General features: G+C 52.4%; 25 protein-coding genes. 8 read left to right on the forward strand and 17 right to left on the reverse strand.

All coding sequences use genetic code 11. The annotated features are described in order from the left end of the window. Nucleotides 1–194 precede the first annotated feature (194 nt). Nucleotides 195–1,220 carry a glycoside hydrolase family 75 protein gene (locus ACOZIO_RS20795; protein ID WP_129991783.1) on the forward strand — a complete coding sequence of 342 codons (1,026 nt, stop codon included), beginning with the start codon at nt 195–197 and terminating at the stop codon, nt 1,218–1,220. 120 nt (nt 1,221–1,340) lie between these two features. On the opposite strand, the gene ACOZIO_RS20800 is transcribed toward ACOZIO_RS20795, so the two are convergent. The 7 genes from ACOZIO_RS20800 to ACOZIO_RS20830 all read right to left on the reverse strand — a co-directional run bounded on the left by ACOZIO_RS20800 (nt 1,341) and on the right by ACOZIO_RS20830 (nt 6,401). After that, nucleotides 1,341–1,568, reverse strand: coding sequence for a hypothetical protein (locus tag ACOZIO_RS20800; protein WP_205952691.1), 228 nt, complete (start codon nt 1,566–1,568; stop codon nt 1,341–1,343). 55 nt (nt 1,569–1,623) lie between these two features. Next, the gene (locus ACOZIO_RS20805; protein WP_129955532.1) at nt 1,624–2,106 is read right to left on the reverse strand and encodes a glutathione peroxidase; all 483 of its coding nucleotides are present in this window, start codon (nt 2,104–2,106) and stop codon (nt 1,624–1,626) included. Between the two features lie 185 nt (nt 2,107–2,291). Then, nucleotides 2,292–2,501, reverse strand: a complete 210-nt coding sequence (locus ACOZIO_RS20810) for a DUF6434 domain-containing protein (protein WP_129955531.1) — start codon at nt 2,499–2,501, stop codon at nt 2,292–2,294. A gap of 116 nt (nt 2,502–2,617) precedes the next feature. Next, a complete protein-coding gene (locus tag ACOZIO_RS20815) occupies nt 2,618–3,265 on the reverse strand; it encodes a dTMP kinase (protein ID WP_377425567.1) in 648 nt (215 codons plus the stop codon). Nucleotides 3,266–3,626: 361 nt separating this feature from the next. Further along, entirely contained in the window at nt 3,627–4,094 is a 468-nt protein-coding gene (locus ACOZIO_RS20820) for a GNAT family N-acetyltransferase (RefSeq protein ID WP_129955529.1), read from the reverse strand. Nucleotides 4,095–4,317: 223 nt separating this feature from the next. Further along, on the reverse strand, nt 4,318–5,661 hold the full coding sequence (locus ACOZIO_RS20825; protein WP_421595668.1) for an amidase: 1,344 nt from the start codon (nt 5,659–5,661) through the stop codon (nt 4,318–4,320). Continuing rightward, complete coding sequence (locus tag ACOZIO_RS20830) at nt 5,661–6,401, reverse strand: MBL fold metallo-hydrolase (protein ID WP_231572432.1); 741 nt, start codon at nt 6,399–6,401, stop codon at nt 5,661–5,663. The genes ACOZIO_RS20825 and ACOZIO_RS20830 overlap by 1 nt, the downstream gene beginning before the upstream one ends. Nucleotides 6,402–6,449: 48 nt before the next feature. Between ACOZIO_RS20830 and ACOZIO_RS20835 the strand changes: the two genes are divergently transcribed. Continuing rightward, nucleotides 6,450–7,541 (forward strand): LysR family transcriptional regulator, encoded by a 1,092-nt coding sequence (locus ACOZIO_RS20835; protein ID WP_240782873.1) that lies wholly within the window; start codon nt 6,450–6,452, stop codon nt 7,539–7,541. Between the two features lie 272 nt (nt 7,542–7,813). Then, on the forward strand, nt 7,814–8,512 hold the full coding sequence (locus ACOZIO_RS20840) for an MBL fold metallo-hydrolase (RefSeq protein ID WP_421595669.1): 699 nt from the start codon (nt 7,814–7,816) through the stop codon (nt 8,510–8,512). A gap of 166 nt (nt 8,513–8,678) precedes the next feature. On the opposite strand, the gene ACOZIO_RS20845 is transcribed toward ACOZIO_RS20840, so the two are convergent. From ACOZIO_RS20845 to ACOZIO_RS20860, 4 genes are all read right to left on the reverse strand, one after another. Then, on the reverse strand, nt 8,679–9,239 hold the full coding sequence (locus ACOZIO_RS20845; RefSeq protein WP_217138413.1) for a diguanylate cyclase: 561 nt from the start codon (nt 9,237–9,239) through the stop codon (nt 8,679–8,681). 224 nt (nt 9,240–9,463) lie between these two features. Continuing rightward, nucleotides 9,464–12,535, reverse strand: a complete 3,072-nt coding sequence (locus ACOZIO_RS20850; protein WP_258453527.1) for an efflux RND transporter permease subunit — start codon at nt 12,533–12,535, stop codon at nt 9,464–9,466. Then, nucleotides 12,532–13,641, reverse strand: a complete 1,110-nt coding sequence (locus ACOZIO_RS20855) for an efflux RND transporter periplasmic adaptor subunit (protein ID WP_421595670.1) — start codon at nt 13,639–13,641, stop codon at nt 12,532–12,534. The genes ACOZIO_RS20850 and ACOZIO_RS20855 overlap by 4 nt, the downstream gene beginning before the upstream one ends. Nucleotides 13,642–13,715: 74 nt before the next feature. Next, nucleotides 13,716–14,330 (reverse strand): TetR/AcrR family transcriptional regulator, encoded by a 615-nt coding sequence (locus tag ACOZIO_RS20860; RefSeq protein WP_129955522.1) that lies wholly within the window; start codon nt 14,328–14,330, stop codon nt 13,716–13,718. A 90-nt stretch (nt 14,331–14,420) separates the two neighbouring features. On the opposite strand from ACOZIO_RS20860, the gene ACOZIO_RS20865 reads away from it, so the two are divergent. Further along, nucleotides 14,421–15,860 carry an efflux transporter outer membrane subunit gene (locus ACOZIO_RS20865; RefSeq protein WP_235174003.1) on the forward strand — a complete coding sequence of 480 codons (1,440 nt, stop codon included), beginning with the start codon at nt 14,421–14,423 and terminating at the stop codon, nt 15,858–15,860. A 158-nt stretch (nt 15,861–16,018) separates the two neighbouring features. On the opposite strand, the gene ACOZIO_RS20870 is transcribed toward ACOZIO_RS20865, so the two are convergent. Both ACOZIO_RS20870 and ACOZIO_RS20875 read right to left on the reverse strand, forming a co-directional pair. Then, entirely contained in the window at nt 16,019–16,618 is a 600-nt protein-coding gene (locus ACOZIO_RS20870; protein ID WP_129955520.1) for an NADPH-dependent F420 reductase, read from the reverse strand. 69 nt (nt 16,619–16,687) lie between these two features. Further along, a complete protein-coding gene (locus tag ACOZIO_RS20875; protein WP_129955519.1) occupies nt 16,688–17,422 on the reverse strand; it encodes an SDR family NAD(P)-dependent oxidoreductase in 735 nt (244 codons plus the stop codon). A gap of 112 nt (nt 17,423–17,534) precedes the next feature. On the opposite strand from ACOZIO_RS20875, the gene ACOZIO_RS20880 reads away from it, so the two are divergent. The 3 genes from ACOZIO_RS20880 to ACOZIO_RS20890 all read left to right on the forward strand — a co-directional run bounded on the left by ACOZIO_RS20880 (nt 17,535) and on the right by ACOZIO_RS20890 (nt 19,852). Continuing rightward, entirely contained in the window at nt 17,535–17,924 is a 390-nt protein-coding gene (locus ACOZIO_RS20880) for a winged helix-turn-helix transcriptional regulator (RefSeq protein ID WP_129991792.1), read from the forward strand. Between the two features lie 117 nt (nt 17,925–18,041). Beyond that, on the forward strand, nt 18,042–18,815 hold the full coding sequence (locus ACOZIO_RS20885) for an SDR family oxidoreductase (RefSeq protein WP_217158178.1): 774 nt from the start codon (nt 18,042–18,044) through the stop codon (nt 18,813–18,815). 128 nt (nt 18,816–18,943) lie between these two features. Continuing rightward, nucleotides 18,944–19,852 carry a LysR family transcriptional regulator gene (locus tag ACOZIO_RS20890; RefSeq protein ID WP_129955516.1) on the forward strand — a complete coding sequence of 303 codons (909 nt, stop codon included), beginning with the start codon at nt 18,944–18,946 and terminating at the stop codon, nt 19,850–19,852. Nucleotides 19,853–19,910: 58 nt separating this feature from the next. On the opposite strand, the gene ACOZIO_RS20895 is transcribed toward ACOZIO_RS20890, so the two are convergent. The 3 genes from ACOZIO_RS20895 to ACOZIO_RS20905 form a co-directional block, all read right to left on the reverse strand. Further along, nucleotides 19,911–21,119: an MFS transporter gene (locus ACOZIO_RS20895; protein WP_421595671.1), complete on the reverse strand. Its 1,209-nt coding sequence runs from the start codon at nt 21,117–21,119 to the stop codon at nt 19,911–19,913. Nucleotides 21,120–21,291: 172 nt separating this feature from the next. Further along, nucleotides 21,292–22,194, reverse strand: a complete 903-nt coding sequence (locus tag ACOZIO_RS20900; protein WP_235173999.1) for a LysR family transcriptional regulator — start codon at nt 22,192–22,194, stop codon at nt 21,292–21,294. Nucleotides 22,195–22,245: 51 nt separating this feature from the next. After that, nucleotides 22,246–22,785, reverse strand: coding sequence for a DUF2058 domain-containing protein (locus ACOZIO_RS20905; protein WP_129955514.1), 540 nt, complete (start codon nt 22,783–22,785; stop codon nt 22,246–22,248). A gap of 221 nt (nt 22,786–23,006) precedes the next feature. On the opposite strand from ACOZIO_RS20905, the gene ACOZIO_RS20910 reads away from it, so the two are divergent. Further along, nucleotides 23,007–23,195, forward strand: a complete 189-nt coding sequence (locus tag ACOZIO_RS20910; protein WP_129955513.1) for a YjfB family protein — start codon at nt 23,007–23,009, stop codon at nt 23,193–23,195. A gap of 80 nt (nt 23,196–23,275) precedes the next feature. On the opposite strand, the gene ACOZIO_RS20915 is transcribed toward ACOZIO_RS20910, so the two are convergent. After that, nucleotides 23,276–24,265 (reverse strand): isopenicillin N synthase family dioxygenase, encoded by a 990-nt coding sequence (locus ACOZIO_RS20915; protein ID WP_129955512.1) that lies wholly within the window; start codon nt 24,263–24,265, stop codon nt 23,276–23,278. Nucleotides 24,266–24,286: the final 21 nt, after the last annotated feature.

Raw genomic sequence — 24,286 nt, forward strand, 5'->3', positions numbered from 1 at the left:
GTTTTATTTTGTAAGATTAAAAGAGTGGTTTTTAAATCGATATTTTCACTTGAAAGACATGTCCATAATTTAATTTTTTCAATCATTTTTACGAGATATACACCCAAGGGCATGGAAATTATTTTCATGGATTTTATGACGGCCAGTGTGAAAAATAGCAATCATTCCATAAAACTAAATATTAGGAGCGTAAAATGAAACAGGTGATTAATCAAAAATGGTCAAATGGATATGATAATAAAAACGCACCAACAGTTGAGGTGTTAGACAATAGTCATATATTAATCATTTCCGACGCTGAAATTATTGATCCAAAATTTGGCACTTTACAGACAAGCCTAAGTCATGAAAATGGGTGGAAAGATAAAGGAAAGTTTGTCAATGCTCGAATTATACCCTATTTTGTACTTCCTAGTAATTGGTTTAAGGTTACTGGAATTAAGATTTCGCTAGGTGACATTGCAAGGCTGAGTTATAAAAACGCCTCCATCTATGCTATTTATGCAGATACTGGACCAAAAGAAATCATCGGTGAGGCATCGATCTCTGCAGTCGAATCTCTTGGCGTTAACCCTTGGGGAAAGAATGGAAAAATAGTTAGCGGGATAGATTATGGAGTCAGTTATGAAATTATTAAAAATTCTGCAAATCTCGAGATAACTGTAAACTTCGAAACAATACAGTCTTATGGCAAAGAATTATTTGGTGAAAAAACAAATTTAATTTCAACAAGCGAATCATTGAAATTAGATAACATTTTATCCAATCAAAAAAATGGGAAGGCAGAAACCTTTGTCTCATTCTTTTCTTCCAATTATGGTGATGTTAGGGATGAAGTTTTGAGGTGGTTCGCCCCTATAAATAACGGTAGCCCTACCCACAATGGTTGTGTTGCACATTTAGTTAGCTGTCTGAAGTTGTGCAATTTTCCATATCCTGATTTGGATTCCCCTGCCGCCGTCAATGTCGACTATTTTTCAGAATGGGCTGTTGCCAATAATTGGTCGCGTATAGACGATCGTAGCAATATGGAACTAGGAGATATTTGTATAAGTGGACCTAAATCAGAGCCGCATGAATTTGATCATGCTTATTGCTTTGTAGCATTTGCTGACTCTGGCTATGCGTACGTATTACATAACCAAAATGTTGGAATTGCAAAGCGCTCACTTGATGGTGTTGGATGTGGGGTATGGCGCTACGCACTTCGGATGCCGTAGGCCTTGGTTCATCATGTCCGCTTTTGGCACAAAGCGGTCAGATTGAACTCACAGCGAAGAGCGGATATCGCTACTCATAGTAAAACCGGCATCGTTAGCAGATCAGTGGTTTTGAGAACATCAAAGCATTTTTACAGTGTTATCTAACCAGGCGGGAAGATTTTCTCTGTACCCGTTGAGATAGAAATGAAAATCATTTTTCTGCCGTTCATTAAGCAGTACGACTACCTCAGTAACAATCCATGCTTTGGCAATTGCTATTTCTTTAGCCAAATCATTAGGCTTAGAAAGGCAAGATATACAGTTATAGCGATCTGCAAATTCAATAAATTTTTGTACAGAGCCCATTCTCTTTATTTGTCGGAAGCTCTCTAAGAGCGGGCTGTTCGGATGACAGGAATATTCAGATTTCAAGCGCAGTAAGGATTACGGCTTCCATTTTTTCCGGGGTGGAGATCGGAGCAAAACGCTTGAGCGGTTTGCCGTCGCGTCCGATCAGGAACTTAGTGAAGTTCCACTTGATCCGTCCACCCAGCACGCCGGGCAATTCGTTTTTCAGATACCTAAACACAGGGTGCGTAGCAGTTCCGTTGACCTCCACTTTCTCAAACATCGGGAAGCTCACTCCGTAGTTAATGTGACAAGTCTGTGCGATTTCGTCGGCACCGCCGGGTTCCTGCTTACCGAACTGGTTGCAGGGAAAACCGAGCACCATCAGCCCCTGTGCAGCATACTTCTTGTAGAGCGCTTCAAGGCCTGCGTATTGTGGTGTGAAGCCACAATGGCTGGCGGTATTCACCACCACAACCAGCTTGCCAGCGTAGTCGGCCATAGAGATAAGCTGACCACCCAGACTGGTGGCGGTAAGTTGATGAAAGGTGGTCATGTCGGGATCCTCAGAACACATTTGCAAAGTCGAACGAAAAGAATAACAAACAGGCGACCTTTAACCTGCTCGCCATCGGTTAACACACCATGATGATAGCCAGCCGTGTCCGCTTCTGGTAAAGCGCTACTGAAGCAACACCAAGGGACTGCAATGAGCAATGAGCGAGGAGCTGGTTCGGTTTATTAAAACGAATGTCTGCGCTTCCACTCATTTACAACATCACCCAAAGTTTTTGGATCATCATTACGTATCCACATCATAAATTCACGATCGAATCGAAAATCTTCACCACACTCCTTAATCATGAAACGACGAACGTTTTGTGTATTTTTATAGTTTTTATCAATGCTGGTGGTACTGGTCAGTGATGAGCTATGCCAATCGGTTTTCAATTTACTCACTCCTAAGATGAAAAGGTTGACTAGAAATTAAGATACTCACTGGCATAAGATGCCGAAATTTTGCGATAGCGTTGCATCGATCAGTTGAACTCACAGCAAGGAACCGGTCAGGAAGCGCTGCCCGCAAAACCAGTGCCAGCGGGGCATCCAGGCACTCTGTAGATCTCAGATATCACCTGCCTTGTTGCGTCTTCGATCGTTCCTTCATTACGGCATAAAACCCAGCCCTGATGTGCAATTTCTCGCTCGAACGCTTTGGTACAAGCGACATGCTCTTCCAGCTTATGAATCACCGTACTACTCAGCCCGCGTGTTCGGGCTGCGGCTCTCGCCCATGAAATATCAGGCGCAGTTACAACCCCGACATGCAGGTCTGGCACTCGCACGTTTCGTTCCATATTAAGCTGTAAAATCTCTGCGAATGGAACCCTGCGGCGAAACGCAGCATCCGACGGGTACCAGCGATCCATCAAGATAATGCTGTCAGGTGGCTGCTTAGTCAGAACGTGCCGGGAAATCCAGGCACGGCTGTCAGCAAAGCGCTCACAAATCTCCAGTTCCAAATCCAGGGTGGGATTTCTGACGAACCTGTTCACGAGGGCCATTGTTTCCCCCCTGCTGGGATCGCTTTTTTTCTCGCAAAGTCGGATCACCTTCTTGTTGTCTGCCCTGAGTACTTTCGTAATGGCTTCCAGCAGTGTGGTTTTACCGGCTCCCTTCGGCCCGTCCAGAGAAACAAACACCTGACGGCTCATTCTTTAAATGACGATTGATATGCGGTTGTTATAAAGCTTGAATCTGGCAAAAGCATCGTACTTCCTTCGTATGAACAGCTGATCACCCTCTCCGCTCGCCGGAGCCGCTTAATGCGTCAGCGCGAGCCCTATGGAGGGCTTTTATAAACAGACACTGATGAACATTCAAGCAATGTTTCTCACTGGGTAGGTTCAGGATCATATTGCTGGCGATAAAGAAGCACGTGACCTGCCTGACAGGCTGGGAAAGCCAAAAGGCCCGCTTAAGTTGCCTTAGGCGAGCCTTTTAAAATTTAGCTCATCGGACTGGGATTACCCTGGATATGAACTGAATGATAAATAAGCCGAATATGAGTGTTGGTCAGCCAGGCTTTTTTCTATCGGTATAAATATCAGGTCGGGTAATTGTCCATGCATAGTTTTCCCGATTTACGGGCTCGTAGCCAAACTTTTCATAAAGCCAGGGTGCTGTTGTTGTGAACAGCATGATCCTCCGAAGCTGCCCGAACACAGGGTGATTATGTATGCATTCCATAACCCATCTTCCCAGCCCTTCTCCATGATATTCTTCAAGAATATACACATCGCAAAGATAAGCAAATGTAGCATAATCGGTTATCAGGCGAGCGAAACCTATCTGGATTTCATTATGATAAACGCCAAAGTTAAGGCTGTTTTCTATTGATGCGAAGACAATATCCAGATGAATACCTTTAGCCCAGGTGGACCTTGTCAGATACCGGTGGATAGCCTGTACATCCAGTTTTTCTCTGTCTGTACTTACCAGGTAGTCATTCTTATGCCATTCATGTTTCTCTGAAATACTCACTTTAATTCCTGTCTCAGGGATTTAGGGAAATCTGACTTTATCATTCGATGGAATAATTATACTGCCTGAATCGCTCCGGGTTAGCCGGACCTCAATCTGTTTTTCATAATGGAAACTTGTTGTCAACCTATTATATTTAGGATCCACGAGCAAAGGCTTTACCTATAGATGGCGCGCAGGTCTGTCTGTGATAACAGGTTATCACTGTGGATATGAAGAGGCGTTAACCTGCCGCGCCGTTTTGCTCCTTCAGGAATACATTTAGCAGTAAGTCCTCTCTGTCACGTAAGGCGAGAAGCTCCAGCCCAAGCGGAAAGCCTTGTTCGTCAAATCCTACGGGAAAAGTCAGCGCAGGTGTCCCGCTGGTCGCCGCAAACAAGGCGTTGCTGCCCGTTTGAGTTTCTCCGTGTTTGACCGGCGGATGACGCATGACCGGATAGGCGAGAAGATTGATATCGTGGTCTGCAAACAAGGCTTTCAGTAAATTATAGAAATCACGTTGCCGCTGCTGTACACCACGATATTCAGGGCTATTTGTCCCGGCGTGCTCTGCACGCGCCCTGAATACGGCGTCAAGTTGCGGATGGTGAATATTGGCGGCCACGATTTCCTGAAGCGATGTAAAACTGGCCTGCGGTCTGGCACTCAAAAATGCGTTTAATGACTCTGCAAACTCGTAAGCGATAATATTGGCCGCCTCAGCGAGCGAATCTAAAGAGGTAACACCGACCGTTACGACTTCGGCACCGATATTCTGCACAGCGGCCCGCATTTTATTTCTGCTCGTGTCGCTGATATCGTTAAAAGCACTGTCAAGCCAGCCAATACGTAATTTTTCCCCCCGGGGCGGGAAACTTTTACCCGTCATAACTTCAGTCACCCACCGCAAATCTTTGGCATGGCGTACCAACGGGCCAGCAATATCCTGTGTTGGAGACAACGGCACAATGCCTGCCATCGTAACGCTGCCCCGTGTCGGCCGCAGGCCATAAAGCAGATTAAAAGCGGCAGGAATTCGCACCGACCCTGCTGTATCCGTACCGACAGCAAAGGGAACATAACCTGCTGCGACTGCGACCGCGGAACCACTGCTTGAGCCGCCAGGGTTATAGCCCGGTCGGTAGGCGTTATGGGTATAACCGCTCAGTGATGAGGCGCCCGTAATGCCAGCCGCCAGTTCATGCATGGCCGTTTTACCCAACAGGATTGCCCCTTCTTCACGCAGACGTTTCACCAGAGGTGCATCATGGTCTGCAATAATCCCCAGCAGCGCTTTTGATCCCGCCGTTGTCGGCCATCCTGCAACATCAATATTGTCTTTAACCAGCAGAGGGATACCTTCCAGCCTGCCGCAGGGATGGCCGCGCCGCCGTTTTTCATCGCTCGCGATGGCAGCCTGTCTTGCCTCATCAGCATAGAGCCAGGTAATGGCGTTCAGGGCGGGCTCGCGCTCAGCAATAATCGCCAGTGCAAACTCCGTCAACGCCGCTGCACGGGTCTCACCATGCTGCAATTTTTGCAGTAATTCAGTGACGGATGCTTTTGCATAATCCTCTTGTCGGAACATTATTCTTCCTCCGGCGTTTGCCACTGATAACGCTGACTGCCGTCATACCTGACCCTGCCGAAAGAAGCACCTGCAAAGTGTGAACTGAACCAGATTGCCTGATGCTCTAATGCCCAGTCGATTGCTTTACGGCGTGAAAGGGATGCCTGCGGTTTGTTTTCGCAGAAAACCGAATTCCAATGCGGATGTTCAAACTGCACTTCATGGTGCATCAGATCCCCGGTAAATATGGCGTGCTGTTGGTCTGAGACCAGGAGTAAAGAGCCATGGTCATCACTGTGACCGGGCGTTGGCATATAGCGCAAGACGCCGGAAAATAACGGCGACTGTTCAATGTCGATAGCATCCAGCTGGCCGCTTTTTATCAGCGGCAGAATGCTGTCGCGATACAGCTCCTGCCTGCCAGGATCGGCCTGACACTTCGCGAGCTCCCGGGCCGAACAAACATAACGTGCATGTGGAAAAAGGGGCTGCCACTCGCCTTCATTCCAATGCGTATTCCAGCCAACGTGATCGGTATGGATATGCGTCATTAACACTAACGAGACCTGTTCCGCAGCGATCCCGGTCTGTTTCAGACGTTCAAGATAATCGCTGTTAAGATGGTCAAATAAAGGGATGCCCCCTCTGTTCCTGCCATTTCCCGTCGCCGTATCTATCAGGATGATATCTTCCGGGGTTTTTACCAGCCAGCTATGAATGGAAAGCCCGACCGCAGCATCTTCAGGATAATTTATCATCTCATCGAGATGGTCGGGAAATAGCTGCCTCAGGGGAAAGGACGTTGTTTGTTCCGTTATTTTCTCAACCTGACATTGCCCTACGGTTATTCTCATTTATTCCTCCACTTCATTACATCGCCGCGAATGCCTGGCGGCTTGTCCGCTCAGAATGAGAGAACTATACTCACGCTTCGTGAATTAATTAAATTGATTAAAATAATGACCCTCATTAATCCAAATGATTTTAGTCGCATAGATCTTAATTTACTCGTGGTGCTCATCGTGATGTATGAAGAGCGCAACGTCACCCAGGCTGCACACAGGCTGCACCTTGGACAACCAGCAGTGAGTGCGGCCCTCAGGCGGTTGCGCAGCATGTTTAACGAAGCGTTATTTGTGAGAACGACTCAGGGCATGATGCCTACGCCAAGGACCTGCGAGCTGATACAAGCGCTGACGCCCCTGATGGCACAATTACAGGCCGTGGTTCTCAATCCACCCCGCTTTAATCCGGAAAAGGATAAGTTAACCTTCAATATCGGTATGAGCGACTGGATTGAGCACTGGCTGATGCCGGATCTGCTGGCCGGGATTATGCGCGAAGCCCCACAGGTTTCGATCAATGCAGTGGCCACTGATCCGTGGAAGGTGGTGAGTGCGCTTGAGCAGAACAAGGTCGATTTATCCATCACTGTCGGGCAGGAAACATCACGTGATTTGCGGCGGGAAAAGCTCACGTGTGCCGGATTTAAAACGCTCTGGGACCCCGGACAAATCGACATAACCAAACCGCTGACGGTTGCGGAATTCGTTCATTATGAACACTTGCTGATTTCCTACCGGGGGGCCAGTCAGAGTGCGATGGACAATAGCCTGGAAAAAGCAGGGGTAGCACGGAGAGTGCGCTATGTTTCCAGCCACTTTTCCACATTGCCGCTCATGCTCAGTCAGATGCCCCTGTTCGCCACGGTCCCCATGATGCTGGTAGATGACTGGTGCCGGCGGTATGGTTTCCAGTCAGACTCTGTGCCGGTACATATGCCGCCCTTTGAACTCGCCCTGTTATGGCATCGCAATCGTGACAGTGATGCTGCAACCCTGTGGATGCTAAATAAAATTCGTCAGCTAATTGCGAAAAAATTATCTGTTATCCGCTGATCGTTGCCAGAGTGCAGCTTACCGGGCTGGTGGGTACCAGAAGCTGACAGCAACGGGCAGGTTACACTGTTCGCTTATACGCATAATAAATCACACTGAGATTATTCTTATAAAAACTTCCCAACTGTGAAGATAATTTAATGATGAATTAACGATTGCGGCAATACCTGTCAATCAGGATTGTTACCGCCCCACTCAAAAGACATCGTCATTTTATTTACCCGCAGGATAAGGTCTGGCGTTCCGGTCATTTCGGGAGGAAGAGACAATATATGAAAGTTCATCATCTTAATTGCGGGTGTATGTGCCCGGTAGGTGGCGCACTATTTGATGGTTTCAGTAAAGGTATTTATGCGCATCTGGTCTGCCATTGTCTGCTTATAGAAACTGACCGGGACGGACTGGTACTGGTAGATACAGGGTTCGGGCGGGATGATAGCCGTCAGCCGGAAAAACGGCTGTCGGGCTTTTTCCGGCTGATGAATAATATTCAAAAACGGGAGACGCTGACCGCCCGTTCGCGCATAGAGGCGCTGGGGTTCAGCGCAGAGGATGTCCGTCACATTATCCTTACACATCTTGATTTTGACCATGCGGGCGGGCTGACGGACTTCCCTGCTGCGCGCATACATTTACTGCAAACTGAAATCGATACCGCACAGCAGCGACACAGCTGGCTGGCCCGTGAGCGCTACCGGCCCGGCCAGTGGAGCGGTATGTCTGGCTGGACAGGCTATCAATGCCGGGGAGAAAAATGGTACGGCTTCGAGGCGGTTACGGCTCTGCAAGGATTGCCACCGGAAATCCTGCTGGTGCCGCTGGCGGGTCATACGCGGGGGCATGCAGGCATTGCCGTAAGCCAGCCGCAAGGCGCTGGCTGCTGCATGGGGGTGATGCCTGGTTCTATCGGGGCGAAATGGACCTGCAAACGCCCCGCTGTACACCCGGCCTGCGTTTTTACCAGTGGATGATGGCGGTGGATAACGGAGCCCGACATCGTACCCAACAGCAATTACGGGAACTGTTTAGCCGCTATAATCAAGAAATTACTTTCTTTTGCAGCCATGACGCCAGAGAATTAAATGCCTTCATCTCAGACGGAGAAACTGATTAACTCCGCTGCATTTATTTTGCCATTCAGGAGGATTGTTTTTTCTGATACCTTCTGCCACGGAAATACTCTTCAAGGTAAGGAAGAAGTTCAAACAAAATTATGCCTGAAAAAATCACAACGATATAAGTAACGGGTAAAGGATCGGCACGCAACCGTATATCAAAACTGCCCGCCGCGTCGTTAAGGCCCATAAGGGCAAGGAATTCATTCCAGTGTCGGGAAATAATTAATAACAGTGCCATCAGGGGGAGCATTTCCAGGAAACTGTGAATATGTTGTTCTACTGGCGTAACCTTACGGGCGCTGACCGCATAACTTACATCCCACAAAGCGGTTATTTCATGCAGAAAAAACATCACTATCATAAAGGCAATGATCAGCGCATTGACGTCGAGGAATAAAGCGGCGAGCAGGGGTAAACCCATCTCCAGAAACATCAGAATATGAATCCAGGTTTCTTTTACACCCGTTGTTCGCTCGATCCCCGTCGCACGGTGACATAGCCAGTCGCAAAAACCAGCCGCCAGCCAGACAGGCAGAATGAACCAGAGCAGTATAATCAATTGCGGATCGGTGTTATGCATATTCCTTTCCCGTCGTTATCCGGATAATCAATTACAAGCTTAGTACAGAACTAAATGGCGTAAACTCACCCCCTTTCATTGTCAAAAAACTGAGCGGACTCTGCCTTCGTGATTAAAAAATCATCTCAGTAAGGTTGAAGAAAAATGGGTATTTTACTCCCGTTTTTCTTCACCTTATCGATCCGCTGATTCTCATCCGCAGATGCTTATACCAGTACCTGCCTTTACTGAGATGGCTGATTGTCAGGACGTATCCTGAACCAGATGGCATACATTGCCGGCAGGAACACCAGTGTAATGATGGTGCCGCCAAACGTCCCGCCAATCAGGGTATAGGCCAGCGTGCCCCAGAATACCGAGTGCGTCAGCGGGATAAAGGCCAGAATAGCTGCCATCGCCGTCAGCAACACCGGTCGGGCCCGCTGCACCGTCGCCTCCACCACCGCATCGAATGGCGCCAGCCCTTCCTGTTCATTGTGATGGATCTGCCCTATCAGAATCAGGGTGTTACGCATCAGAATGCCCGACAGCGCGATTAAGCCTACCAGCGCATTGATGCCAAACGGCTGGTTGAAAAGCAGCAGCGTGGGCACCACGCCAACCAGCCCCAGTGGCGCGGTGAGGAATACCATCACCATGGCCGACATCGACCGTACCTGCAGGATAATGATCAACAGCGTCATGGCAATCATGATAGGAAACAGCGGTGCCATCGCCTGGGTGGCTTTTCCGGATTCTTCAATCGACCCCGCCTGCTCAATGCGGTAACCCGCCGGAAGCTTATCAATGACCGGCTGCAAGGCTTTGGTCATTGCAGTGGAGACATCCGGCGGCTGCAGGTTTTCGGCAATATCCCCCCGCACGGTAATGGTCGGCGTACGATCGCGACGGCGCAGAACAGGATCTTCCATTTGCACCTCAACTTCACCGATCTGAGACAACGGAATGCGCTGACCGGAAGAACCTACTAAGGTAAAGCCCGCTATTTTTGCCGGGTCGAGCCGGATATCTCCCGCCGCGCGCCCCATGACCTGCACCGAACGGATATCTTCACGCACCGAGGTGATCGGAACGCCTGAAAGCAGGAACTGGAGCTGCTGCGCGACCGCATTCGATGTCAGCCCCACCGCCTGCAGGCGGTCCTGATTGAGCGTGAAATGCAGCGCCGGTACCCGTGGTCCCCAGTCGGTGTTGACGGTCCTCATCATCGGGCTGGCCTGCATCACCTTTTCGACCTGGTCTGCAATTTCACGCAGCCTGGTGGGATCCGGCCCCATGACCCGGTAGGCCACCGGATAAGGAGAATACGGACCAAACACCAGCTGGGTCACGCGCACGCGCGCCTCCGGTGCCAGACCACCGGCCGCCGCTTCACGCAGTCTGAACTTGAGCGCCTCGCGTGCTTCCTGACTGTCCGTCAGCACGACAATTTTCGCAAACGACGGATCGGGCAGCTCAGGCGCCATGGCCAGATAAAAACGTGGTGACCCTTGCCCGATGTAGGACGTAATGATTTTTGCCTCTTTCTGCTTTCTCAGCCAGGCTTCAATTTTGGCCGTGGTGGCACTGGTCTGCTCAATCGCGGTGCCATAAGGCATCTGCACTTCAACCAGTACCTCCGGGCGGTCGGAGGTCGGGAAAAATTGTTTTTTCACCAGCCCCATGCCAAGGATAGCGACCGTAAATATGGCAATAACGGTACCGGCGACTATCCACTTGCGCGCGATGACACGGGTCAGTAGCCGGCGAAAACGGTTGTAATGACGGGTGTTGTAAATCGCCGCATGCCCGCCCTCTACCGTTTTGATTTTCGGCAGCATTTTCACGCCCAGATAAGGCGTAAACACCACCGCCACGACCCAGGAAGCAATCAGGGCAATACCGACAATCCAGAACATATTGCTGGTGTATTCACCGGCGGTGGACTGGGCAAAACCGTTGGGCATAAAACCGACGGCGGTGACCAGCGTACCGGCGAGCATCGGTGCCGCCGTGTGACTCCAGGCATAGGCGGAGGCTTTGATGCGGTCGTAGCCCTCTTCCATTTTCACCACCATCATTTCGATGGCGATGATGGCATCATCGACCAGCAACCCGAGCGCCAGGATCAGCGAGCCCAGGGTAATGCGGTCAAAGTTTTTGCCGGAAGCCTCCATCACCACGAAGACGATCGCCAGCGTTAACGGCACCGCTGCGGCCACCACCACGCCCACGCGCCACCCCATACTGACGAAGCAGACCACCATCACCACCAGCAGCGCGACAAAGAATTTGATCATGAACTCATCAACGGCGGAGCTGATATTGACTGACTGATCCGTGACCTTGGTCAGGGTCATGCCCAGCGGCATACCCTGATTGATTTTGGCCGTTTCCGCATCCAGCGCCTTACCCAGATCCAGACCGTTCCAGCCGTCCCGCATAACGATGCCCAGCAGCAGCGCCGGTTCACCCTGATTGCGGATCATGAAGGTCGCCGGGTCCTCATAACCACGTTCAACCGTTGCTATGTCAGAAAGCTGCAGGGTTCTGCCCTGAACAACGATGGGCGTTTGGCGGATTTTCTCCAGTTTGTCGAAGGCGCCATCCAGGCGGATAAAGACCTGCGGCCCGTGGGTATCAATCGAACCGGCAGGCGTCAGGACGTTCTGGCTGTTAAGGGCGGAGAAAATATCCTGAGGCGAAATGCCCAGCGTGGCCAGCCGGTCATGTGAGAACGAGACAAAGATACGTTCAGCCTGTTCACCGATGATATTGACCTTTTTGACCCCCGGCACATGCAGAATTTGCTGGCGCAACGCTTCCGCATCGCGAACCAGCAGCCGCTGTGGCTCCCCTTTCGCCTTCAGCGCAAAGAGCGCAAAGGTCACGTCGGAGAATTCATCATTGACCATCGGCCCGATGACGCCTGCGGGCAGGTTTTTAGCCTCATCGCCCAGCTTTTTACGCGCCTGATAGAATTCTTCCTGCACCTGTGAAGGTGGCGTACTGTCCTGCAGTGACAGCATGGTAAAAGCCAGTCCGGGACGCGTGTAGGTCTCACTCCGGTCATACCACTTCAGTTCCTGCATACGCTTTTCAAGCGGTTCAGCCACCTGATCCTGCATCTCCTGCGCGGTGGCACCCGGCCAGGCGGAGATAATCGTCATCTGCTTGACGGTAAACGGCGGATCTTCAGCCCGCCCCAGTTCGAAAAAGGAGAGAATGCCCGCGACCGTAATCAGGATAATAAGAAACAGGGTGATTGAGCGCTCGCGCACGGCAAGCGCTGAAAGGTTGAACCGCCCCCCGCTCATGGCTGGCTCCCGGCGACGCTGGCATCGCTCTGTTCAGCCATGCGTACGGTCTCACCTTCATGCAGCAGATGCGCCCCCAGCGCGACCACCTGTTCACCCGGCTTGAGGGAACCGGTCACCCTCGCCGCATCGTCACCCAATCCCTGTACCTGAACGGACCGCCATGACACTTTGGCGGGCTTACCCGAAATCTCCCAGACACCCGGCCCCTTGCCAGGATCGTAGAGGGCCGCTAAAGGCACCTGCATCACCTGATCCGGTAATTTATCGTCTGCAATATGCAGCGTAACGGTGGATCCCAGCGGCGCATTTGCCAGTGCGCCCTCAAGCACATATCTCGCCTCGAAGGTGCGTGTTACCGGATCCGCCGCATCGGAAAGGAGCCGCAGTTTCGCAGGGACTGTCTGCTTACCGGTACCGTACAACGTGGCCTGCGCCTCGCTTCCGGCCGCCGGGCGTAACGTCTCGGGCAACTGCACGATGGCTTCGCGCAGCCCTGCCCTGGCCAGCCGGACCACAGGCTGCCCGGCACTGACCACCTGACCGGGTTCAGCCAGCGTGTCCATGACCACGCCGTCGGCATCGGCCAGCAGTACGGCGTAACCCGTCGCATTTTGCGCCACATTGGCCTGTGCCTGAGCCGCGCTGAGTTCAGCTTTGGCCGTGTCGGAGGCGGCCTTTATCTGATCGTAAGCCGATGCCGATACGGCGCCGGCCGCGACCAGACCGCGATAGCGCACCTCGTCGTCAGTCGTTTGTTTTGCACGGGCCCGCGCAGCCGCGACGGCCTGTTGCTGAGCCTGCGCCTGCAGGCTCAGGTCAACCGGATCCAGACGCATCAATGGCTGGCCGCGTTTGACGGTCTGACCGGTGTCGACCAGACGTTCAAGAATTTTGCCCTGCACTCTGAAACCCAGGTCGCTTTGAATCCGGGCGACAACAACGCCGGTAAATGCGCGGGAGGCACCGGCAGCACTGACTACGGTCGCAGACCTGACCAGAGGAGGCTGAGTACGGGGATCGTCGGTACCGGAAGAGTCACCGCAGCCCGCAAGGGCAAGCGGCAACAGGCAAACAGCAAAGGTGGCAGGATTAAGCCTGAGCATGGGTTCCCTTATTGATTTAACAGGACAGTAACCGCATTCTCAGACTAGTGACCAATAATGTCAATAGTCACCATTCAGGGTGACAGACTTCTCAGTATCAGCGAGGACAGAAGCGCAGCCGCTGCCGGTGCCGTTTCCAGATTGTATTGCAACTGCACCGGGCTGATGTAAGGTCGCATGACCAGATATATCGCATGCGCCGCCTCGTCCAGCGGCGTTTTTCGCTCAAACTCCCCGCTCTGCCGCCCTTCAACAATGATGTCCTCAATCAGCTGTCGCAACCGTTCTTCATGGGCTTCTGCCGACGGCCACTTATCACGCGCCGCGACGGCGGCAATGTCGTAAAGCCTGCGATCGTGAAAAAACAAATCACTGCCAGCTTCCGTCAGTGCCCGGAATAAACGCCGCAATTTTTCGGAGGCCGACGGGGCATCTGCAATCGCTGAATTGACAATCGCCATGATCATCGCCAGCCGGTTGCTGCAGATCACCTCACCGATCGCCTGCTTAGAGTCGAAAAATTTGTAGATATAAGATTTTGAAAATCCTATAGATTTAGCCAGTTCGGACACCGTGGTTTTCTCATAACCAAAATGCCCGAAATGCTCGGTGGCCGCATCAACAACCTGATCGCGGACGCTGTGATCCGAAGGCCCCCGCGGGGGATGTACATTTGTCTGTTTAGTCATTTTTCCAGCTTAGCTCAATTGAGCCCTGATTGACAACGAGTGACCATTTGGTAATGTAGTCACACTTCAAAACTCACTCAAGGTATATCAATGTTCCCCCTACGTACTCTTGCGCTGGTGGTGAGCACCGGCTTGCTGGCGGGTTGCGCCGTCGGTCCGGATTATCATCGCCCGGCGGTGTCACTTCCGGAACACTATCAGACTCAGCCTGCCCTCCGGGAGAGAAGCGTATCCCCACCCGCCAGTTTTACCGTCTGGTGGAACGGCTTTGGCGATCCCCTGCTGAGTCAGTTCGTTTCGGACGCCCTCGCGCAGAATCTCGATCTGGCGCAGGCCACTGCCCGGATGAACCAGTCCCGCGCCGGACTGGGCGCGGCCACAGCAGCGCTGTTGCCCTCAGGGAACATCAGCGGACAAGCGGCACGCGCGTATCAGTCAGCCGAAACCCCGCTGGGTCAGGTTCTCAGCGCAACGCCGGATTATAATCGCTACGGCAATAGCTATGAAACCGATCTTAACGCAAGCTGGGAGATTGATGTTTTTGGCGGGCTGCGACGCGGTCGCCAGGCTGCGCTGGCTGACTATCAGGCCTCTGAAGCGGGCGTCGCCGCGACCCGCCTTGCTGTCGCCGCTCAGACTGCCGATATCTATATTACCCTGCGCGGATTACAGGCCCGTCTGGCCATCGCGGATAAACAGGTCAGCACGCAACAGGAACTGCTGGAAAAGGTACAGCTCCTGAACGCTAAAGGACTCGCGCCGGCGTATCAGGTTCGCCAGACCGAAGGGGAACTGGCACAGGTTGAGGCCACCGTACCGGTTCTGCGCACGGGGATAGATGCGGCCATGAATGCATTAGACGTTATGCTCGGCACGCCGCCCGGCACCCACCGGGCTGAGTTAGCGTTGCCGGGGGCCATACCGCAGGTACCCCAGATAACCTCAACGGGTACACCCGCCGACCTGTTGCGCCGCAGACCCGATATTATCGTGGCGGAACGTCATCTCGCCGCCTCAAGTGCGCGTATCGGCGTGGCCGTCAGTGAGTATTATCCGAAGTTTTCACTCACGGCACTGCTCGGCAGTGCAACGGCAGTCTCAGGCAACAACCTGTTCTCCGGCGGTGCCAGCCAGTCGGCCGGCGTGCTGGGGCTGCGCTGGCGGCTCTTTGATTTTGGTCGCATCAATGCTCAGATAGAGCAGGCGAAGGGCCAGGAACAGGAGGCGCTCGCGGCCTATCGCCTGTCGGTATTACGCGCGACTGAAGATGTCGAGAATGCCTTCTCCGCCCTGGTCAATCGTGAAACACAGACAGCCACGCTGACCCGGGGAGAATCTGCCCTGGCCAGCGCCCGCCAGTCATCTTTTATCGCTTACCGGCAGGGAACGGCCAGCCTGATGGACGTCCTTCACAATGATGAGACCCTGTTACAGGCTTCCGATGCCAGAGCGCAGGCCCAGACAGAATCCGCACGCGCCGCTGTCGCGACGTTCAGGGCGCTCGGCGGGGGCTGGCAGCCGCCCGGTTAACAGATAAGGGTTCATCAGGTTGCTTATTTATCAACCCATGACGGGCAGAGGCCATCCCGGTCAGAAGAACTCAAGACAGAAAAGCCCGCTTACAGACATCTGAGCGGGCTTTTTGCTTTCACGATTGAAACCGGGCACCGGCGGCAAATCAGGATATGTCAGTCAAACCTGACCATGTCCTTAAAAATCAGCTGCCCCCAGTGCTTTCCGCGTGCCTGTACAAGCAATCCGCCCTGTGAAAGACCGCCCAGTTTGACCGGTGAGAATCCGAGAGTTTCGGCAAGCACACCCACTTTATCAGCTGCATCCTCATCGTCGCTCGCCAGAAAAACGACTCGTCTGCCACCCTGTACCGCCGGATCCTGGCCGAGGACACCTGCGCCCAAATGATTAAAGCCCTTGACCAGTTTTCCTCCCGTGAAAGCCTGCGCGACTACGCAGGAGGAAGGCTGGTCACCCAGTTGCTCAGGAGGAATGCCGTAGGCATTGGTGACATCAATGATGATCTTTCCCTTCCAGTCCGCTAGCACCTTCGCGACATCCGGGTGAGACTCGAAACGGACAGCCAAAAAGAGGATGTCTGCCCTGACGGCGTCCGTCAATTTTTGGGCAATGATCCCCGGTCCGATCGCGGCGGCATCGGCTGCAAAACTTTCAGGGTCGCGTGTGGTCGCCACGGATACGTCGATACCGCTGCGGGCAAATGCCCTGGCAAGGGCCTGTCCAATCTGGCCGAAGCCAATAATGGCGTATGTCATATTTACTCCTTTGGTGAATACAGTCTGGCCCGCTCCGGTTGATCGAATCGAACAGCCAGGCGTGGTATATCAGAGTTGCGCCAGGCCGCCATCAACGGCGACCTCGCTGGCTGTCATGAAACTGCTGTCCGGCGAGGCAAGAAAGGCCGCCACCGCGCCGATCTCTGCAGGTTCGGCCATGCGCTGGAGCGGCGTCATCGCGGCGAACGCTTTCTGCCCCTCCTCTCCCAGTGCGTCCCTGGCAAGTTCGGTCGCGGTGGCGCCTGGCGAGAGTACATTTACCCGGATACCGGTTCCCTTCAGATCTTCCGCCCAGCTCCGCGCGAGGTTTCGTACCGCCGCCTTGCTCGCGCTGTAGGCGCTGAATGCCGGGGCACCGGTGGTGCCGGCGCTTGAACCGGTCAGGATAACTGAACCCCCCGGGCCCATCAGCGGCAGTGCCTTCTGTACCGTAAAGATCGTACCCTTGACGTTAGTCTCGAAGGTTTCGTCAATATGCTCCGCGGTGAGCTGGCCAAGCGGAAGCGGTCCTCCTGCACCGGCATTGGCGAAAACAATGTCGAGCGTTCCGCGTTCGGCCCGCACGGCGGCATAAAGCCGATCAAGGTCAGCCTCATCGGAAACCGAGCCTTTCACCCCGCGGGCATGACTGCCAAGTTCCGCCACTGCGGCGTCAAGCTTTTCCTGCCGGCGGCCGAAGATGAAGACGAAAGCGCCCTCTTCAATGAAGCGTTTTGCTGCGGCAAAGCCGATGCCGGTCGCGCCGCCGGTGATCACGGCAGTTTTTCCATTCAGTCTGTTCATGTCATGAATCCTTCTGGTGAGTGGTACGCAAGCAGTAAGCAGCTTGCTTGCGGGCCAGTGTGCGACCGTGGTAACCTGTGGTCAAGTATGCACCTTTTGGTAACCACCTAAAATGACAACACAATTTCAAACTGAAATTTGCGGCACCGGCTGCGGGCTGAACACAACACTGCGTATCATCTCGGGCAAGTGGAAGCCGCTGGTTCTTTTTTTCCTGCGCGACGGGCCGAAGCGTTATGGTGAGCTCAGGCGTTTGATAGCCGGCGTCAGCAATAAGGTGCTGATCCAGCAACTGAAGGATCTTGAGGCTGATCAGGTACTGGCAAGGACTGATTATCAGGAAATCCCGCCGCGCGTTGACTACGCACTGACCCCGCTCGGTCGCAGTCTGGCCGAAGCCATCATGCCGCTGTGTGCCTGGGGAACGGCGAATAGTGAAGAAATGGCCAGCATCTATGCCAGCCGCGATCCTTCCCCCCTGAAGGATGCGGAAAGTCTCTGAGCCGGACTGCCTTTAATTAGTCGGATTTTCTGGATTGTCTATTCGGCGTTGGGGTGCTTATTTCAAGGGGATTAATGTCTAGACTCAGCTTTCTGACAGAAACCTAAGGAGCACACCATGGCAGACCATTCTATCAAAGGCAAAATTGTGATCATCGCGGGCGGGGCTAAGAATCTCGGCGGACTGATCGCCCGCGACTTAGCCGCTCAGGGGGCGAAAGCCATCGCCATTCATTATAACAGCACCTCCTCAAAGACAGATGCCGATGAAACCCTGGCCGCCATCGAAGCCGCAGGTGCGCAGGCTGTGGCATTTCAGGCCGATCTGACGACCGCTGCCGCCGTCGAAAAACTCTTTGCCGATACCATTGCCGCCATTGGCAAGCCGGATATCGCGATCAACACCGTGGGCAAAGTTCTCAAAAAACCCATAGCGGAAATAAGCGAAACTGAATACGACGAAATGGCAGCCGTAAACGCGAAAACCGCCTTCTTCTTCCTCAAAGAAGCCGGTAAAAATCTCAACGATAACGGTAAAATCTGCACGGTCGTCACCTCGCTTCTTGGCGCCTATACGCCGTATTATGCCGCTTACGCGGGCACGAAAGCCCCGGTAGAGCATTACACACGGGCGGCTTCCAAAGAATTTGGCGAGCGTGGTATTTCGGTCACGGCAGTAGGTCCGGGCCCGATGGATACACCTTTCTTTTATCCTGCAGAAGGCGCTGATGCTGTGGCGTATCATAAAACTGCAGCCGCGCTCTCTCCTTTCAGCAAAACGGGACTGACCGGTATTGAAGATGTGGTGCCTTTTATCCGTCATCTGGTGAGCGAAGGATGGTGGATCACCGGCCAGACAATATTGATTAACGGCGGCTACACCACTAAATAGCCGGTGGCATGCGCATATCGTACTGAAACAAAGAGGGGGGATATTCCGGGGATCAGGGAATATCCCCCCTCTGCCGGGGATACACAGCAATAGCGATTTTTAGCCTATAAAACAACGAGACAGGAAAGATGGACAGGTTCAACCAATATCGCATCTTCGCGCAGGTAGCAGACATGGGAAGCTTTGTCCGGGCCGCCGGCGCACTCTCTGTGCCGCGAGCCTCCGTTTCTGCCGCCATCCAGCAATTAGAGTCGCAACTGGGGGTAAGACTGTTGCACCGTACCACCCGCACGGTGCGGCTGACGGCTGACGGGGAGCTGTTACTCGAACGTATACGCCCTTTACTGGCAGAAGTGGAGGATATCGACCAGTCATTTCAGCTCAGTCAGCACCAGGTTTCAGGGAAGCTTACCATCGATGTGCCGAGCCGCATTGCCCGACGCCTGATTGCTCCGGCTCTGCCGGAATTATTGCGATGCCATCCCCGGTTACAACTGGTTCTCGGGTCATCGGACAAGGCAATCGATCTGGTCCAGGATGGTGTGGATTGCGCCATTCGTGTGGGCGTATTGCATGACAGCAGCCTGGTCGTTCGTACCCTGGGACACATCACCCTCATCAACTGCGCCAGCCCTGCCTATCTGAGCGAACACGGACTCCCCTCCCAACCGGACGATCTTGCCGGAGGGCATCAGGCAATCGGTTATATTTCATCCAAAACGGGTAAAGAGTTGCTATGGGAGTATCAGTCAAAGGACGGCCACATACACAGTGTCAGTATCCCCAACCAGGTTACGGTGAACACTGCAGAAAGCTATATTGCCTGCTGCCTGGCAGGTCTTGGGCTGATACAAATCCCCCGCTTCGATGTGCAACATCTGCTGGCGACCGGGGATTTGGTGGAGGTCATGCCAGATTACCGGGCGGCTTCCATGCCGGTATCCTTTATCTATCCGCATCGCCGTCAGCGCTCCCGGAGGCTGGCTGTCTTCCATTCATGGTTTGAGATACTGATACACCCCCATCTGGATAATTGAACCATCCCGTTTCATGCTATAAACGCTCCGTTTTACTTTATATTCATGTTGGAACTGATTATTCGCCGACCGGCGCTTTACAATGCTTCCTTGATGAAACATACGTGGATAAATAAATACCGCCCCCTAATAAACAACATATTATCAGATAACCCGTCAGCGCCTTCTCCAGAGACCCATGATCCATCATTACGCTCAGGGAGAACGGGAGCCAGTTGCCGACATACCCCACGATATAGAGCAGATTTATTATGTGTGCCCGCTGACGCTGTCTGGCCACCCTATTGACGATGGTTGCCGCACCAACCAGTATGGCCCCGTAGGCGAAGCCTTCCAGCATGACTGAAATGAACAAAAGCCCGGGACTTATTGCATAAACACTCATAAGTGCGAGTAAGACAGCTGCAAGCTGGGCAGTAACGCCTGTTCTTAGCGATGAATAGTGGTGCCTCTTTCTCATTATTAACTGGGTGATACCCGCCACAACCAGAAACGCAGAGAGTGAGTAGCTCACCCGTTGCACGCTGGTAATATGGAAATAGCTATGTGCCAGCGTGGGGCCCTGGGACATAAACGTGGAGGCCATGGCCCATGAAAGAAATATGGCCATGCAGCACACGGTAACGTCTCGCAAAGTAAGCCCCGGTGTCTGAACCGTGATTTTTTTCGATACATTCAGTACGGGGGGGAGGCTTTTATTTATCTGTAAACGATTATTCCAGACTCCGGCCACAGACATTACCACCAGAATAAGAAGGATAATGTAAGGGGCTTCAAGGGTATAAAAATGATGATGTACGATATTCCCTGTGACTAATGGTCCGATAGCCTGCCCCAAAATTAATGAAGCTGCGGCAGTCAGTGCCGCCGTGTTACTGACCTCCGTATCGAATATTTTAATCAATGACCGGTTAATATATGCCATTAAAATACCGGAACCTAATCCGGTTATAAATCGGGCAGAAATAAGCATGAGAATATTATCTGCAAACATCATAAGAATCGCTGAAAGCAGTACACACCCCAAACCTGCATATATCGGCCTGGTATATAACTCAGCCCTGATATTAACTTTAGCCGTCAATAATAATGCGAACAGAACGCCGGCGGCGTATACGCCAAATACTGTCATTATTTGTGACGCGCTGAATCCATATAAACGAATGTATACGGGATACAGAGGAGTAGGCAAACTGCTGCTGAGCATGCCGGAAAAAAAGGCCAGCGCCAGTGCCAGCCCTGCCCGTGATGATTGTCTGTCTGACATAGTAATTTCTGCTATTTGTGATGAATGGATACATTCTGTGAAAGTGAACAAAACGGTACCATAAACTCTCAGGCAGGGGATTCGGGGCGCAGGCAAACCCACTGTGAATCCGGTTCACAGGAGACAAAGGAAGAGGGAGAAACAACGAATGCCAGGCGGACCGGCAGGTTCCTCAGAGACGCCAGGGATGCCGGGCTATCTGTTTTTCCATGAATTCAATAAAACAGCGGATACGCGGGCTGAGATGCTGCCTTTGCGCGTAAATGACATAAAGAGGTTCCCTGAGCGGAGACCGGAATGCCTCCAGAAGCGGAATTAACCGCCCCTCTTTCACATCCTGATGGATGTGAAAGTCTGCCAGCCGGACGATTCCTTCTCCCCGGATGGCCAGATCACGAAGCAAATCACCCTGCGACAGTGAGGCAACGGGTTTGACCGGGAAGATAAGACTTTGCTGGCCTTCGGCGAACACCCAGTGATTCCAGTGGCTTTCAAAATTAAAGTGAAAACAGCGGTGGTCGATCAGTTCGCGCGGATGAGCAGGTGCGCCGTATTTTTCAATATAGGCAGGCGACGCACAGATAACCCACTGGCTCTCACCGATACGACGGGCAATGCGGGAAGAACTGGCCAGCACTCCCCCATATATGGCCAGATCCAGACCTTTATCAAAGTCGTCACGGTAAACCGGCCCCGTTTCAATATCTACGCGTAAAGCCGGGTAAGCCTCTATAAAAGCAGGCAACCACGGCAGTATCTGATAGCGGGCAAAGGTGTTCATGGTCCGGATTTTAAGTTGCCCGCGGATACGGTTTGGCATGTTCTCAGCCAGCGAGTCCGCCTCGGCCATTGCATCCACCACGGCGCGGGCACTCTTCAGATAAACCTGCCCCTCTTCTGTCAGTGTTAACGTCCTCGTTCCACGAAAGAAAAGTCTGACCTGCAACCGGGTCTCCAGCCGTCTGATGAGTTTGCTCATCGCTGAAGGGGTCAGCCCGTTTGCCCGCGCAGCGGCAGAAAAGTTGCCGTATTCATAGGCCCATATGAATGCCAGTAGCTGATTGTAATTATCCATCTTGTCCCAGTTACCGATGTGATCCTTTTTGAACTGCCGGGGAAAACGAAACTACCACATCAAATCATCAGGCACTTTGAAATCAGCATAAGGATCTTCTTCATCCTGCTCTTCCTGACTCAGCGCACTGTTTAATACAATACTGCTGGCATCGCGCTGGGCAATCTTATCCGCCACGCTGGCAGGAATAATGGCGTACTGACTCTCGCCGCTGCCATCAGCAACCAGACGCGCGATGGCGAGACGGCCGCTAATCAGCTGAGACTGCGTGGCCTTATCCACCACCATTTTTTTAATCAGGTTATTATCGGTAAAGTTAAAATCTATATTCCCTTTTGGAATGAGAATTTTATTCATTTCAATCAGTTGCTTCACCTGAGCTTTATATTCTTTCGATAACGCGGCCTGTTTTTGTTGTTCGCTCAGTTGCTTATCACGCTCCATCTGCGCTTTTTTATTTTCTTCCACCGCTTCTCTTGCCTCACGCGCCTGAACACGTGATTTTTTCGCCGTTCTCTGGACTTTGGCCATTTTTTTACTGGTCACTAATCCCGCTTTCAGCAGTTGTTCTTGTAAGGAGAGTTTTGTCATTTTCGTTTCTAAACCGGTTGAATAATGCGGGGGATTATAACCGTAATTCCTGAGGCTATACAGGTTACAGCACCTTTTCATCTTCCGGCCGGACGTCGGCGGGTCTTTCGGTGGCGGCGTCAGCCTTATTTTTCTCTCAAGTTATGCCGGAAATTGCCGATACCTTTCCAGTTCTACGCCCGGATCAGTTCCTTTTATGTTGTACCGAACAGGAGAGCAAAATGGATGTATCGCAAATTGCATCGCTGGCAACCAGCCTCAATAGCCTGGATACCAGTAATCAGGTGAACAATATCCTGCTGAAAAAGTCACTGGATACTCAGCAGACGGCAGTAGCCAGTATGATTGATTCGATCCCGCAGTTGCCTGCTAACCCGGCGATCGGACGCAATATCAATACCACTGCCTGACCGGCGATCGGTTGTTGAACTTTGCCCAATAAATAAGCCCGCCGGAGCACACCAGGCGGGCTTATTGCTTTTATATGCCTTTATCCCTTCGCGAAATTGGCCTGAATACGCTGTTGCAGATAATCTTCAGCGCTGATGGCCGGATATTTGGCCTGCGGCCCCAGAATTTCGACATCTTTGTTGGCCTGGCAGAAAAACGCCAGGCTGTAGCGCGCGCCCTGATATTCACCGGGCAGCGGACTTCTGACCCGGTGGAAATTTGACGGCAACTGATCGTCGCTCCAGCGCATCAGCATATCGCCGATATTGCAGGTGATCACGTCTTCACGCGGTTCGATACTGGTCCACTGCTGGCTTTCGCGATCCTTGCCCGGACACACCTGCAAGCCGCCCTGACCGGGACGCTGGAAGAGCAGCGTCAGGCAGTCGAAATCGGTGTGCGCACCGGCACGCCACATCCCCTGCTCTGATTGTTCAGTAGCATAGTAATGCAGCATGCGCAGTGTACTCTGATAGGTTGGCTGATAAGGATCATGTGCCTGTTCGAAAAAGTGCTCCGGGAAACCCAGCCTCAGCGCAAAACAAGACAGCAATTTCATGCCCAGTTGCCAGCACTGTGATTCAAAACTCAGCATGGTATGTTTAAACGCAGGCAGTTCCTGTTCGTCTGGCCACAGCGAGGCCATCAGCGGCCGGGTAATCTGATAAGATTCCTTTTGATCCGGCGTTTTGGTTGACGGACGCACCTGAGATTTATTTTCCCAACCGGCGTTACGCGCCAGAGGATACTGAGCTTTCACGTCCTCAGGCAGCGCAAAAAAATCCTCTGTCATGCTGAATGCCTGGCGGATATCGTCCAGTGCGATACCGTGATTGCTCACCTGAAAAAAACCGATTTCCACGGCGGCCAGCCAGAGTTCATCGGCAATTTCGCTTTTCCGGTTTTCGAAATCTGCAAGATCAATGCAGCGAACTTCACGGGCAAACGTCTCTTCGCCCATCGCGCCCATTCCCGCTTCTTTTTCCAGTTCCTGTAAGGCATAGCCTGATGTTGATGTGGATTGTGTCATGATTTTTATCCTTCTGAATCA

This window comes from Rahnella sp. PD4 (genome assembly GCF_049199325.1).
In the GTDB taxonomy this organism is placed as follows: domain Bacteria; phylum Pseudomonadota; class Gammaproteobacteria; order Enterobacterales; family Enterobacteriaceae; genus Rahnella; species Rahnella perminowiae.